At 70.5% G+C, this 13,539-nt stretch carries 15 protein-coding genes and 1 pseudogene; 5 read left to right on the top strand and 11 right to left on the bottom strand.

From position 1 onward, the window contains the following. Window positions 1–13: 13 nt before the first annotated feature. From OHA64_RS14460 to fasR, 4 genes are all read right to left on the bottom strand, one after another. A complete protein-coding gene (locus OHA64_RS14460) occupies window positions 14–262 on the bottom strand; it encodes an acyl carrier protein (RefSeq protein ID WP_057583001.1) in 249 nt (82 codons plus the stop codon). Window positions 263–343: 81 nt separating this feature from the next. Beyond that, complete coding sequence (locus OHA64_RS14455; RefSeq protein ID WP_405612923.1) at window positions 344–1,375, bottom strand: ketoacyl-ACP synthase III; 1,032 nt, start codon at window positions 1,373–1,375, stop codon at window positions 344–346. Window positions 1,376–1,392: 17 nt separating this feature from the next. After that, window positions 1,393–2,349, bottom strand: a complete 957-nt coding sequence (locus tag OHA64_RS14450) for an ACP S-malonyltransferase (protein WP_405612921.1) — start codon at window positions 2,347–2,349, stop codon at window positions 1,393–1,395. A gap of 89 nt (window positions 2,350–2,438) precedes the next feature. Next, window positions 2,439–3,641, bottom strand: coding sequence for a fatty acid biosynthesis transcriptional regulator FasR (gene fasR / locus OHA64_RS14445; RefSeq protein ID WP_405612919.1), 1,203 nt, complete (start codon window positions 3,639–3,641; stop codon window positions 2,439–2,441). 72 nt (window positions 3,642–3,713) lie between these two features. Between fasR and OHA64_RS14440 the strand changes: the two genes are divergently transcribed. Then, window positions 3,714–4,364, top strand: a complete 651-nt coding sequence (locus OHA64_RS14440; RefSeq protein WP_405623974.1) for a pirin family protein — start codon at window positions 3,714–3,716, stop codon at window positions 4,362–4,364. Window positions 4,365–4,385: 21 nt separating this feature from the next. Here the strand turns inward: OHA64_RS14440 and OHA64_RS14435 are convergent, their stop codons facing one another. Further along, on the bottom strand, window positions 4,386–5,201 hold the full coding sequence (locus OHA64_RS14435) for a serine hydrolase domain-containing protein (RefSeq protein ID WP_405612917.1): 816 nt from the start codon (window positions 5,199–5,201) through the stop codon (window positions 4,386–4,388). 19 nt (window positions 5,202–5,220) lie between these two features. After that, complete coding sequence (locus OHA64_RS14430; protein WP_405612915.1) at window positions 5,221–5,700, bottom strand: GNAT family N-acetyltransferase; 480 nt, start codon at window positions 5,698–5,700, stop codon at window positions 5,221–5,223. A 95-nt stretch (window positions 5,701–5,795) separates the two neighbouring features. Here OHA64_RS14430 and OHA64_RS14425 point away from each other — a divergent pair, with 95 nt between their 5' ends. Beyond that, the gene (locus tag OHA64_RS14425) at window positions 5,796–6,257 is read left to right on the top strand and encodes a MerR family transcriptional regulator (protein ID WP_405612913.1); all 462 of its coding nucleotides are present in this window, start codon (window positions 5,796–5,798) and stop codon (window positions 6,255–6,257) included. Continuing rightward, window positions 6,257–7,273, top strand: a complete 1,017-nt coding sequence (locus OHA64_RS14420; protein WP_405612911.1) for an aldo/keto reductase — start codon at window positions 6,257–6,259, stop codon at window positions 7,271–7,273. The genes OHA64_RS14425 and OHA64_RS14420 overlap by 1 nt, the downstream gene beginning before the upstream one ends. A 64-nt stretch (window positions 7,274–7,337) precedes the next feature. On the opposite strand, the gene OHA64_RS14415 is transcribed toward OHA64_RS14420, so the two are convergent. The 4 genes and pseudogenes from OHA64_RS14415 to OHA64_RS14400 form a co-directional block, all read right to left on the bottom strand. After that, entirely contained in the window at window positions 7,338–7,481 is a 144-nt protein-coding gene (locus OHA64_RS14415) for an SHOCT domain-containing protein (RefSeq protein ID WP_405623973.1), read from the bottom strand. Window positions 7,482–7,574: 93 nt separating this feature from the next. Next, window positions 7,575–8,189: pseudogene (locus tag OHA64_RS14410) on the bottom strand (DUF4429 domain-containing protein); the annotation flags it as partial. A gap of 66 nt (window positions 8,190–8,255) precedes the next feature. After that, entirely contained in the window at window positions 8,256–9,473 is a 1,218-nt protein-coding gene (locus OHA64_RS14405) for an alpha/beta hydrolase (RefSeq protein ID WP_405612909.1), read from the bottom strand. 90 nt (window positions 9,474–9,563) lie between these two features. Next, a complete protein-coding gene (locus tag OHA64_RS14400; protein WP_405612907.1) occupies window positions 9,564–10,205 on the bottom strand; it encodes a TetR family transcriptional regulator in 642 nt (213 codons plus the stop codon). Between the two features lie 137 nt (window positions 10,206–10,342). Between OHA64_RS14400 and OHA64_RS14395 the strand changes: the two genes are divergently transcribed. Continuing rightward, a complete protein-coding gene (locus tag OHA64_RS14395; protein WP_405612905.1) occupies window positions 10,343–11,962 on the top strand; it encodes an MFS transporter in 1,620 nt (539 codons plus the stop codon). Between the two features lie 336 nt (window positions 11,963–12,298). Further along, window positions 12,299–12,604 (top strand): small hydrophobic protein, encoded by a 306-nt coding sequence (locus OHA64_RS14390; protein WP_405612903.1) that lies wholly within the window; start codon window positions 12,299–12,301, stop codon window positions 12,602–12,604. A gap of 102 nt (window positions 12,605–12,706) precedes the next feature. Here OHA64_RS14390 and OHA64_RS14385 read toward each other — a convergent pair whose 3' ends face one another. Further along, the gene (locus tag OHA64_RS14385; protein ID WP_405612901.1) at window positions 12,707–13,516 is read right to left on the bottom strand and encodes a potassium channel family protein; all 810 of its coding nucleotides are present in this window, start codon (window positions 13,514–13,516) and stop codon (window positions 12,707–12,709) included. Window positions 13,517–13,539 lie beyond the last annotated feature (23 nt).

Raw genomic sequence — 13,539 nt, 5'->3', positions numbered from 1 at the left:
ACCGGCCTGAGGATCAGGCCTGGTGCTTGAGGATGTAGCTGGTCGCGTCACCGACGGTCTTGAGGTTCTTGACGTCCTCGTCGGGGATCTTGACGTCGAAGCGCTCCTCGGCGGCGACGACGACCTCGACCATGGACAGCGAGTCGACGTCCAGGTCGTCGGTGAAGGACTTGTCCAGCTGGACGTCCTCAACCGGGATGCCGGCGATCTCGTTCACGATGTCGGCGAGACCGGCGACGATCTCTTCCTGAGTGGCGGCCATGGTGGGCGCTCCTTCGTTGTTTTCCAGGGGGTGTTGGCTGTTCGGACTCCGTCCCGGACCTGATGATCCGGCACGCAGTGCCTAGGGGAGGGTAACGACAGTGGCGGCGTAGACGAGACCCGCCCCGAATCCGATGACGAGCGCGGTGTCGCCGCTCTTCGCCTCGCCGGTCGCCAGAAGCCGCTCCATTGCGAGCGGAATCGAGGCGGCCGAGGTGTTGCCGGTGGTGCGCACGTCACGGGCGACCGTGACATGTTCCGGCAGCTTGAGAGTCTTCACCATCGAGTCGATGATGCGCTCGTTGGCCTGGTGCGGAATGAAGACGTCCAGCTCGCTCGGGCTGATCCCGGCCGCGTCCAGCGCCTGCTGGGCGACCTTCGCCATCTCGAACACGGCCCAGCGGAAGACCGCCTGGCCCTCCTGCGTGATCGCGGGGAACTTGACGTTGCCCTTGCTGTCGAGCGGGAGCTTGGAGACGTCGCCGACGTTGAACTCGTTCCACGGCACCGTCTGCTTGATCGTCTCGGACTTGTCGCCCTCGGAACCCCACACCGTCGGACCGATGTGCGGCTCGTCGGAGGGACCGACCACGACCGCGCCCGCACCGTCGCCGAACAGGAAGGCCGTGGCACGGTCCTCCAGGTCGGTGAGGTCGCTGAGCCGCTCGACGCCGATGACGAGGACGTACTCCGCGGACCCCTCGACGACCATGCCCTTGGCGAGGGTCAGGCCGTAGCCGAAGCCCGCGCAGCCGGCCGAGATGTCGAAGGCGGCGGCCTTGTCGGTGCCGAGCTTGTCGGCGATCTCGGTGGCGATGGCCGGGGTCTGCTTGAAGTGCGAGACGGTCGAGACGATCACGCCGCCGATCTGCTCGGCGGAGATCCCGGCATCGGCGATCGCCTTGCCGGACGCCTCGATCGACATCGCGGCCACGGTCTCCTCGGCGTTCGCCCAGTGCCGCGTCTCGATGCCGGAGCGCGAGCGGATCCACTCGTCGGACGAGTCGATCGTCTCGAGGATCACCTCGTTCGGCACGACCCGGGTGGGGCGGTAGCCGCCCACCCCGAGGATCCGCGCGTACGGGGCGCCCTTGCTGGGCTTGATCTTCGACATGCTCTCCAGGCTCCTTGTCAGGCGCCCGCCGCGTCAGCGGCAGGTGTAGCAGTCGCAGCGATGAGCTCGCGAGCGGCGTCGAGGTCGTCGGGGGTCTTGAGTGCCAGCGTCCGCACACCGGGCAGCGCCCGCTTGGCGAGACCGGTCAGCGTGCCACCGGGGCACACCTCGATCAGCGCGGTCACGCCGAGCTCCTTGAAGGTCTCCATGCACAGGTCCCAGCGGACCGGGTTGGCGACCTGGCCGACCAGCCGCGCCACGACCTCGGCACCGGAGGTGACGGCCTGCCCGTCCTTGTTCGAGACGTACGTGACCTTCGGGTCGGCGGGCGTCAGGGGCTCGGCGGCCTTCGCCAGCGCGTCGACCGCGGGAGCCATGTGGTGCGTGTGGAAGGCGCCGGCCACCTTGAGCGGGACGACCTTGCGGACGCCTTCGGGCTTGTCCTCGTTCAGCACGGCGAGCTGCTCCAGCGTGCCCGCGGCCACGATCTGGCCGGCGCCGTTGACGTTCGCCGGGGTCAGGCCCAGCTTCTCCAGGTGCGCGACGCTCACCTCGGGGTCACCGCCGAGCAGCGCCGACATGCCGGTGTCGGTCACGGCGGCGGCCTCGGCCATCGCCAGGCCACGGGCCCGGACCAGCCGGACGACCTCCTCGTCGGGGAGCACCCCGGCGAGAGCGGCCGCGGTCAGTTCGCCGACGCTGTGCCCGGCGAGCGCGCCGACCTTGCGGGGCAGGTCCGCCGGGTCGTCGAAGAGCATGTACGCGGAGGCAAGTCCGGCCGCGACCAGCAGCGGCTGCGCCACGGCGGTGTCGCGGATCTCCTCCGCGTCCCCCTCGGTGCCGTAGCGGATCAGGTCGAGCTGCACGGCCTCGGACCACGCCTCGAGGGTGCCGCGGACACCGGGGAGTTCGAGCCAGGGAGTCAGGAAGCCGGGCGTCTGGGCGCCTTGGCCGGGAGCGACGAGTACGAGCACTCTCACACTCTCTCTTGTGGACGGCCACGACCGCCCGTGAGGACAGGGACGAAGAACACGAGGGGGTTTTGTGGACCCCCGACAAAAGCCTAGAGCTGGAGATCACCGTCGGCCAGACGCCCCAGGATGAGCGCGATGCGCAACGTGAACGCCGACCGTACATCGGAGGGTGACCACCCGGTGACGTCAGTCACACGTCGGAGCCGGTAGCGCACGGTGTTGGGATGAACGAAGAGCATACGAGCGGCGCCTTCGAGACTGCTCGCCTGTTCCAGATAGACGGAGAGCGTCTCCAGGAGCGCCGACCCCGCCTCCTCCAGCGGTCTGTAGATCTCCTCCACCAACTGCTCACGCGCGCCCGGGTCACCGGCCATCGCGCGTTCCGGGAGCAGATCGTCCGCCAGAACCGGCCGCGGGGCGTCCTGCCAGGCGGAACACGCCTTGAGCCCGGCGGCGGCGGCCTGCGCGGACCGGGTCGCGGCCAGCAGATCGGACACCACGGGTCCCGCCACGACCGGCCCCGGCGCATAAGGCCCGATCAGCGACTTGGCCACCGCCAGCGGGTTGTCGCTGCCACCCGCGATCACCACGAGCCGGGCGCCGAGCACACCGGTGAGGACCTGGAGCTTGGCGTGCCGGGCGGCCCGCCGGATGGCCTCGACGGTCAGCTCGCTGTCACCGTCGGGCGCCGGCCCCAGCACCACGCACACGTGCTCGGGCGAGTTCCAGCCCAGCGCGGCGGCCCGGGACACCGCCCCCTCGTCGGCCTCACCGCTCAGCACGGCGTTCACCACGAGCGACTCCAGCCGGGCGTCCCAGGCGCCGCGTGCCTCGGCCGCCTGGGCGTACACCTGGGCGGTCGCGAAGGCGATCTCGCGGGCGTACACCAGCAGCGCCTCACGCAGGACGGACTCGTCGCCCGGGGCCGCCACCTCGTCGATCGCGGACTCCATGACCTCGATCGTGGTGCGCACCATCTCGACGGTCTGGCGCAGGGTGATGGCCCTGGTCAGCTCGCGCGGCGCGGTCCCGAAGACATCGGTGGAGATGGCCTGGGGCGCGTCCGGGTGCCGGAACCACTCGGTGAACGCTGCGATACCGGCCTGGGCCACCAGCCCGATCCAGGAACGGTTCTCCGGGGGCATGGCCCGGTACCACGGCAGCGTCTCGTCCATGCGCGCGATCGCCTGCGCGGCGAGACTGCCGGACGACTGCTCCAGCCGCTTCAGGGTCGCTGGGTGCGAGTGGACGGGTACGGCGGCGTCGGGGCGGCGGGTCTCTGGTTCGGGCACGGGGACAAGACTGCCTTATCGGGACGGGAGTGCGCGTCGCCGGGTGCGGGTGAGGGCTACCGTGGTGCCGTGATGGACGTACGGCACGCGACGGAGCGTTACCGAGGCGGCGACCCCGAGGCGGGCATCGAGTCGCTGCACGCCTTCTCCTTCGGCCCGCACTACGACCCCGGCAACCTCCGCTTCGGCGCGCTGATCGCCTGCAACGAGGAGCGCCTCGCCCCTGGCGCCGGCTTCGACGAGCATCCGCACAGCCACACCGAGATCGTGACGTGGGTCGTCGAGGGCGAGCTCACCCACCGCGACTCGGCCGGCCATGAGACGGTCGTGCGTCCCGGCGACGTCCAGCGGCTCAGCTCGGCGGCCGGGGTGCGGCACGTGGAACGCAACGACGGCCCGGCGCCGCTGGCCTTCGTCCAGATGTGGCTGGCCCCACTGGAGCCCGGCGGCGACCCGGCGTACGAGATCGTCCACGGCATCGCGGACTCGACGCCGTACGCCGTCGCGGAAGCGGGCGCAATGCTGCACGTACGGCGTCTGGGGGCGGGGGAGCGGACGGCGGTGCCGGACGGGGCGTATGTGTACGTGCATGTCGTGCACGGGGAAGTGAGCCTGGGCGGCGCGCAGTTGGGGCCGGGCGACGCGGCGCGGATCGCGGACGCGAAGGATCTGGAGGCGGTGGCGACGAGCGGCGCGGAGCTGCTGGTGTGGGAGATGTCCTAGGCCGGCCCTGGGCCCGGCGGCTCACAGCTCGGCGAGCACCGCGTCCGTGAACGCCGGCCACGCCTCGACGGCCCAGGGGCCGAAGGCGCGGTCGGTGAGGGCCACGCAGGCCGCCCGCGCGTCAGGGTCGATCCACAGGAACGTACCGGACTGCCCGAAGTGCCCGAAGGTGCGCGGAGAGGACGAAGAGCCGGTCCAGTGCGGCGACTTGCCGTCGCGGATCTCGTAGCCGAGCCCCCAGTCGTTGGGGTTCTGGTGCCCGTACCCCGGCAGCACGCCCTTCCTGCCCGGGTACTGGACCGTCATCGCCTCGGCGACGGTGCGCGGGTCGAGCAGGCGGGGTGCCTGGATCTCGGCCGCGAACCGCAGGAGGTCGTCCACCGTGGACACGCCGTCCTTCGCGGGGGAGCCCTGCAGGGTCGTGGACGTCATCCCGAGCGGCTCCAGCACTCCCTGGCGCAGATACTCGGCGAACGGGATGTCGGTGGCCTTCGCGATGTGCTCCCCGAGTTGCTCGAACCCGGCGTTGGAGTACAGCCGCCGTTCCCCGGGCGGGGCCGTCACCCGGTGCTCGTCGAAGGCCAGCCCGGAGGTGTGCGCGAGCAGATGCCGCACCGTGGCCCCGGGCGGCCCGGCCGGCTCGTCGAGGTCGACGGCACCCTCCTCGTACGCGACGAGGGCGGCGTAGGCAGCGAGCGGCTTGGTGACCGAGGCCAGCGGGAAGCGGTGCCCGGCCGGGCCGTGGGTGCCGAGCAGCGTCCCGTCGGCGCGTACGACGGCCGCCGCGGCGGTGGGGACCGGCCAGTTCTCGATCAACGCGAGGCTCTGCAAGGACATGGGGGCGAGCCTAAGCCGCTCACAAGCTGAGCCGCATCGAGGGGTCCGGCTTGCGGGTGAAGCCCAGCGACTCGTAGAGGGGTTCGGCCTGGGCGGAGGCGTTCAGGTCCACGTGCGGGACGCCCCGCTCACGGAACCACTGGAGCAGTTCCTCCATGCAGGCGCGCGCGTACCCGCGGCGCCGGGCGTCCGGGTCGGTGGCGACGCTGAAGACATGGCCGACCCGGCCGTGCGGATTGTCGGCCCGCCCGATGCGGTACTCCAGGGTCCCGGCCACCAGGGCCGCGAGTGCTCCCGGCCGCTCCGGGTGTTCCACGACGAACGCCACGAAGTCCCCGTCCGGCTCGGCGAGCCGGGCCCGCAGTGTCGGCAGAGACGCGGAGTGCCACTCCGCCGACGCCCCCGTGTTCGCTCCGGAGAACACCGAATCGATCATCACCTGACGCAGCCGGAGCACTTCCCCCGCGTCCTCGACCGTGGCACGACGTACGAGACTCATGCCCGCACGCTAGCCACAGTGCCCCAGCCGCGTCCTGCCGATTTCTTACCGGTTCGCTTGCTTCGAGTGCACTCCAAGGATCTAGCGTTGAGGTCATGACGGTGATGGAGACCACGGGTACCACGACCGACAGCTGTGCCGCCCCGCCACACCCCCGCAGGCGTCCGGCAGGCCAGGACAGCTACACGATCAGCGAGGTCGTCGCGATCACCGGCCTGACCGCGCACACCCTGCGCTGGTACGAGCGGATCGGCCTGATGCCGCACATCGACCGTTCGCACACCGGCCAGCGCCGCTACAGCAACCGCGACCTCGACTGGCTCGACCTCGTCGGCAAGCTGCGGCTGACCGGCATGCCGGTGGCCGACATGGTGCGCTACGCCGAACTGGTGCGCGAGGGCGACCACACCTATGGGGACCGCTTCGAGCTGCTGAAGGCGACCCGCGAGGACGTCCTCGCCCGGATCGCGGAACTTCAGGACACGCTCGCGGTCCTCGACCGGAAGATCGGTTTCTACGCGGACGCCGGGCGGGCCCTGGCGTCGGAGAGGTCCTGATGACCAACGGCAAGATCCCCGCGGCACGGCTCGGCGACGACGGCCCCGAGGTGGGCGTGCAGGGCCTCGGCTGCATGGGCATGAGTTTCGGGTACGGCCCCACGGACGCGGGGGAGGCCCGGGCCACCCTGGAGCGGGCCCTGGAACTCGGCGTGACCCTGTACGACACGGCGGACGCCTACGGCGCGGGCGAGAACGAACGATTCCTCTCCCCGTTCTTCAAGGCGCACCGCGACGAGGTCGTCATAGCCACCAAGTTCGCCCTGGCGATCCCCCCGGACGACCCCACCCGGCGGATCATCCGCAACGACCCGCCCTACATTCGCGAGGCCGTCGAGGCGAGCCTGCGGCGCCTGGACGTCGATGTCATCGACCTCTACTACATGCACCGGCGCGATGTGAGCGTGCCGATCGAGGAGACCGTCGGTGTCATGTCCGAGCTGGTGCGCGAGGGCAAGGTCAAGCACCTGGGCCTGAGCGAGGTCACGGGCGCGGAGCTGCGGACCGCGCAGGCCGTCCACCCGATCGCCGCGGTGCAGTCGGAGTGGTCGCTGTTCAGCCGGGACATCGAGGCGCAGGTCGTGCCGGCGGCCCGGGAGCTGGGCGTGGCCCTGGTGCCGTACTCCCCGCTGGGCCGCGGTTTCCTCACGGGGTCCTTCGTCAACGCCGACAAGGACCTCACCACCGGCGACTTCCGCCGCCAGCAACCGCGCTTCACCGGCGAGAACGCGGCCGCCAACCAGGCGCTCCTGGAGCCGGTCCGCGCCGTGGCCGAGGCTCGGGGCGCCTCCCTGGGACGGATCGCCCTGGCCTGGGTCCAGCAGCAGGCGGCGGTGCACGGCCTGCCGGTGATCCCGATCCCGGGCACCCGCAAGCCCAGCCGGGTGGAGGAGAACATCGCGGCGACGCACATCGAACTCACCAAGGAGCAGCTGGAACTGCTGGAGCCGATCGCGGCGCAGGTGGCGGGAGACAGGTACGCCGACATGCGGTTCGCTTCCGCCGGACGGGAGTAGACCCTCCCAGGGGTGCGGGGAACCGCGCGACCAGCGTCGGCGCCCCCGCACCCGACGGCGAGCCTCAGAGCTCCGCCAGCAACTCCGCCTTCTTCACGGAGAACTCCTCGTCCGTCACCAGCCCCGCCTGGTGCAGTTCCCCGAGGTGACGAATCCGCTCGGCGATGTCGGCAGGATCCCGGCGCGGCGCCGCCGCGACCGGGACCACGTCCCCCGCCGAGCGGTTTCGTACGGCGGCCAACACCGCGGCGGCGAACGGCAACGACTCGTGCACCGGCCCGTATCCGAGCCCGAAGACGACGGCCGCCGGATCCTGGTCGGCCTGTGTCGGCGACCCCTCCCCGCGCAGCAGCCGAAGGTGCCCCTCGAACACCTCGGGGGAGCGCCACTCGACGTCAGTCAGCTCGGCGACCGGGAAGCTCTGGTCCCCGGCCTTCCACTTGGCCGACGACGCTCCCGTCCAGAACCAGCGGAAGTGCACGATCCGGCCGTCGAAGGACGCCTTCGCGTCGTACGCCTTGAACTGCAACGGGACCTCGGGTGCCGACACCAGGAACCGCTCGGCCGGCCCGTCGTCCGCCCTGGTCAGCCGCGCCCGCAACTCGTCGGCGTAGTACTCGGCGAGCGTCTCGCGCTGGGCCGGCAGCACCAGGCGGTACGGATCGCAGCTCTCCTTGAGCTGTCCCGCGGCCGCCTCCATCAACGGGTCGGCGCCGGGGCGTGGTTCGGCCCGCAGGACCACCGTGCCGCGTCTGCCGGGGGTGAGCGTCACCCCGGCGAGCGCCGACAGTGGGACCCGCCGTTCTCCCAGTGCCTGAAACAGCTTGGGGGTTCGAATCCCCCGTTCGTAGCGGATGAGCACGGAGTCGGACTCGAACTCCCAGGCGGCATGAAATCCGGCCAGTACGTCACCCATGCGGCTCATCGTATGCGGCACGAGCTTCTCCGTCCCCTCCCCGCGCAGACCGCGGTTCCTGCGTCTCTACGCGCGTCCGGCCGTCGTCGTACCGGACAAACCCGTCCGACAGTCTTCCGTATCGCCCGCGCAGTGCACCGTGCGGTACGCGCCAATGCCGATCTCGGCGAAGTTCGACAGGCTTTCCGTGCCAGGCACGAAATACCCGCTGTGCCCGTCGGCGCCCCGTGCCGACAGCACCCGGGCACCGAACGCGGAGGACATCGGGTCGGCCCCGTGACCGAACCCGCCGACCTCCATGTACGGCACGTCCTGGACCCAGTCGTCGGCGTCCCGCATCGCCCATACCTGTGCCGAGGTGCGCAGGTGGGAGGCGTTCGCGACACGCATCCCGGGGCTGCCCGCCACCGCGATGTCGGCCACCCGGCCCGGCAGGCTGCGCGCGGCCAGGCCGCACACCACCGAGCCGTAGCTGTGGCAGAACAGGGAGACGGGGGAACTGCCGGGCAGGCCTCGCACCAGCGCGTTCAGCCGGACCGCGCCGTCCGCCGCGCGCATCGCGGTGGCGGAGTCGATGCCGAGCCCGGCGGGTGCGGTGTAGTCGGCCCAGGCGATGACCGCCGTACGCGTCGACGGGCTCGCCGCGCGCTCGGCCTTGTAGAGGGCCTTGGCCATGCCGACGGGCGCGGAGTACCGGCGGCTGGTGCGCTGGAAGGTCAGCAGGTCGGTGTCGACTCCGGGGACGACGACGGAGACCCGCTCCGCCTTGGTCAGGTTCCCGAACACCTCGGCGACCCGGCCCGAGCCGCCGGGGTCGAAGGCCAGGATGTGGCGGTTCGTGGTCATCAACGACTCGTAGCGGTGCATGCGCCGGCCGGCGTCCTGCTGGCCGTTCGGGGTGAGCCGGGTGTCGTGCATCCGTTTCCGCTCGACCTTGCGGGCCTGGTCGAGCGCCATCCGGTTGGCGCGATAGCGCAGCTCGACCGGGGCGCCGTTCATGTTGCCGACCGCGAGCGGATAGCGGCCGACGAGGGCGGTGCGCTCCTGGGCGGTGAGCGAGGCGAAGAAGCGGGCGAGGCGTCCGGGGGCCGTGTCCGGGTCGGGCAGGTGGTGTCCGCGGAGGCGGCCGTGCTCCCACTCGGAGAGCGAGGCCTGGAGAGGGGAGCTGCCACGCTGGGTCCGCAGTGCGGTCCAGCCGGTGGTCGCCAGCATCACGAACACCACGGCCAACGCGAGCAGTGCGCGCCAGACGTTCAGTTGCGGGGAGGTGTCGAAGGAAGTCACTGAAAGGACACACTAGGAGAACGAGACGGTATCGCGTTAACCAAGTGGCGTGAATCACGTTTGTATAAAAGGGGTGTTATTGGGACAGGGTCAGCCCGTTCGCCAGTTTCCAGTCAGGGCGGGCCCCACGTGTTCGAGGTAACGCACCGTCAGTTCCCGGATCGCCTCCAGGCTGAAGTCCTCGCCGGTGCTCCACTGCCGTTCCGTGACGCGCATCACGCCGCTGAACACGGCCACCGCGAGGCGCGGGCGTGGATCCGCCTCGACGTCGAGGCCCTCCCGGTCGGCGAGCACCCGCGCGATCTCCTCCTCCACCTCGTCGGAGCGGCGCAGATGGGCGGCGAGCAGGACGGGCGTCGACTCGATCACCCGGTACATCCGCAGATGGAGCTCGACGGGGACGACCTCCGCCACGATGTCGTTGAGGGTGTCCCACCCCTCCAGTACGGCCTGGCGCAGCGCCTGCACCGGGGCCTCGTGCGGCGGGCGCGCGCGCACCGACTCGACGAACTGCGCCACCGTCATCTCGGTCAGGGCGAGAGCGGCCTCCTCCTTGTTGGCGAAGTAGCGGAAGAAGGTGCGCTGCGAGACCTCGACGGCGTCGGCGATGTCGTCGACGGTGGTGCCGTCGTACCCCCGGGTCGTGAACAGCTCCAGGGCGGCCCGCACCAGGGCGTCCCGGGTGCGCTGCTTCTTGCGCTCGCGCAACCCCGGCCGTGACGCCGTCTCCATGGGCCTCTCCTTCCAACCGCTCGCTGACCGGTCCGCTGAACCGTCCGCCCAGTTCAGGCTATACGCGAGTGTCCTGACAGTTACCGACTTGTGAATCAGTTTGTCAATTGTCAGTGGCTGTCATTAATCTCGAACGCATGACTAGTCAGACCACCATCGACAAGACGGGGCCGGGGGACGAGGCATCGACGTCCCCGTCGGACGGGTCCCCCGCCGCAGGGCTGCGCGGCCATCCCTGGTTCACCCTCATAACCGTCGCGGTCGGGGTCATGATGGTGGCCCTCGACGGCACCATCGTCGCCATCGCCAACCCGGCCATCCAGAGCGACCTCAAGGCGAGCTTCGCCGACGTCCAGTGGATCACCAACGGCTACTTCCTCGCCCTCGCGGTCTCCCTGATCACCGCGGGCAAGCTCGGTGACCGCTTCGGCCACCGGCAGACGTTCCTGATCGGCGTGGTCGGCTTCGCGGCCGCCTCCGGTGCCATCGGGCTGTCCAGCAGCATCGCGCTGGTCGTCACCTTCCGCGTCCTGCAGGGCCTGTTCGGCGCGCTGCTGATGCCGGCCGCGCTCGGCCTGCTGCGGGCGACCTTCCCGGCCGAGAAGCTCAACATGGCCATCGGCATCTGGGGCATGGTCATCGGCGCCTCCACCGCCGGCGGCCCGATCCTCGGCGGCGTACTGGTCGAGCACGTCAACTGGCAGTCGGTGTTCTTCATCAACGTGCCGGTCGGCCTGCTCGCCGTCGTCCTCGGCGTGCTGATCCTGCTCGACCACCGTGCCGAGAACGCGCCCCGCTCCTTCGACCTCCTCGGCATCGGGCTGCTCTCCGGCGCGATGTTCTGCCTCGTCTGGGCCCTCATCAAGGCCCCGGCCTGGGGCTGGGGCGACGGCAAGACCTGGGCCTTCGTCGTGGTGTCCGTGGTCGGCTTCGCCCTGTTCGCCTTCTGGGAGACGAAGGTCAAGGAGCCGCTGATCCCGCTGGCACTGTTCCGCTCGGTGCCGCTGTCGGCGGGCGTCGTCCTGATGGTGCTGATGGCGATCGCCTTCATGGGCGGCCTGTTCTTCGTGACGTTCTATCTCCAGAACGTGCACGGCATGAGCCCCATCGACGCCGGACTCCACCTGCTCCCGCTCACCGGGATGATGATCGTCGGCTCGCCGCTCGCCGGCGCGATGATCACCAAGCTGGGCCCGCGTATCCCGCTGGCCGGCGGCATGGCGGCCACCGCCATCGCCATGTACGGCATGTCCACGCTGGAGACGGACACCGGCAGCGCCGTGATGTCCCTCTGGTTCGCCCTGCTGGGCCTCGGCCTCGCGCCCGTCATGGTCGGCGCCACCGAGGTCATCGTCGGCAACGCCCCGATGGAGCTCTCCGGCGTCGCCGGCGGTCTCCAGCAGGCCGCGATGCAGATCGGCGGCAGCCTCGGTACGGCCGTGCTCGGTGCGGTGATGGCCTCCAAGGTCGACAGCGACCTCGCGGGCAACTGGAAGGACGCGGGCCTTCCGCCGCTCCCTCCGGCCCAGTTGGACCAGGCCGCGGAGGCGGTCCAGGTAGGTGTGGCACCGGTCGCCCCGAACACGCCGGAGGCCGTCGCCGCGAAGATCGGCGACGTCGCGCACGACACCTTCATCTCCGGCATGAGCCTGGCGTCTCTGGTCGCCGCCGGGGTCGCCGTGGTCGCCGTCTTCGTCGCGCTGCTCACCAAGCGCGGCGCGAACGCGGATGCGGGCGCGGGCGTCGGGCACATCTGACGCGGGCGCCGTCCCCGCGGAACCAGGGGGCGAACGGGGCCGAACAGGGGGAGGAACAGGCGGAGTTCCCTCATCAGGGTGACAACGCTAAAGATTCCTCCCACTGGGTACGCACCACACGTCACAGTGGTCAGGCCCTCGGGTACGGCATGTTCCCCAGGCAAGTTCGGGGAGTTCGTACGGCGAGGAGGGGGATCGGTACTGCGGCGCGCTGCCGGAGGGGGGCGGCGCGCCGCAAGTCCGAGGATGTCCGCAGGATTGGGAAGCACAGCGTGGGTACTCGCGTCATTGAACCCGGAACGACCCGAATCAACCAAGAGGTTCAGGGAGTTGACGATGGCGGGCTTCGGACAAGGAACGCGCAGGTACCCCCGCTCACGTGGCCGCACCAGGTCAGGGACCGGGCTGGATCGCGCGACGCTCGGAATCATCGGAGTCATCTGCGCCGTCGCCGGATTCTTCGTGCTGGGGATCATCCTCGGCCCTGTGGCGGTGGTCTGCGGCTGGCTGGCCATGGGTCGTGCCTGGACGGGCACACGCTCATTGCCGGCCCTGGTGGCCGTGGTCCTGGGCGCCATTGACACGCTCCTGGCGATCATCTGGCTCGCCGGAGCGACCACCCCGGGCACGGGCATGTTCTGACCCGGGGTCGGTGAGGGCAGGGCCCCCGGTGGGACGACCGGGGGCCCACCTTCATGACTGGCTCCGTCGATCAGCTGCCTGAGGCCGCCGTTCCCTCAGGATTCAGCCGCCCTCAGGCCGCCGTTCCGTCAGGATCGGGACGCCGCCGGGCCAGCCTCCGGGCGACGACGCCGTGTCAGGTCGGAGCGGGGGCTCCCGTAGCGCCGCGACCTCGGCGCGCAGGGCCCGTACCTCGGCCGTCAGGTCCCGGATCGCCTCCGTCTGGCGCTGTTCCTCCACGTCGTCCTTCTCGAACCGCTCGATGAACCACGCGGCGATGTTCGCGGTCACCACACCCAGCAGTGCGATTCCGGAGAGCATCAGCCCGACGGCGATGATCCGTCCCAGTCCGGTGGTCGGCGCGTGGTCCCCGTAGCCGACGGTCGTCATCGTCGTGAAGGACCACCACACGGCGTCACCCAGCGTCCGGATGTTCCCGTCCGGCGACTCCCGTTCCACCGAGAGCACGGCCAGCGACCCGAACATCAGCAACCCGACGACGGCTCCCGCGACATACGTCGTCACCCGGATCTGCGAGGCCATCCGTGCCCGCCGCCCCACCAGCATCAGCGTCGAGACGAGCCGCAGCAGCCGCAGCGGCTGGAGCATCGGCAGCACGACCGCGCACAGGTCCAGCCAGTGCGTACGGACGAACTCGCGCCGGCTCGGAGTGAGCCCGAGCCGCACCAGGTAGTCCGCCGCGAACGCCCCCCACACCACCCACTCGACCACCGTGCACGCCATGGTCAGGGACCGCCCGGCCGAGGTGTCCACGATCGGTACCGCATAGGCCACGGCGAACAGCAGGGCCAGCGCCAGCAGCGGCCGCTGCGTCAGGTGCTCCCACCGGGCCTGCGCCGACAGTTCCTTCATGTCCGCATCGTAAGGAACAAGTA

The sequence above is a fragment of the Streptomyces sp. NBC_00076 genome (genome assembly GCF_045041235.1).
In the GTDB taxonomy this organism is placed as follows: Bacteria; Actinomycetota; Actinomycetes; order Streptomycetales; family Streptomycetaceae; genus Streptomyces.
Note: the sequence above shows the minus strand (reverse complement) of the source record. Positions and strands in the feature narration are given on the sequence as shown.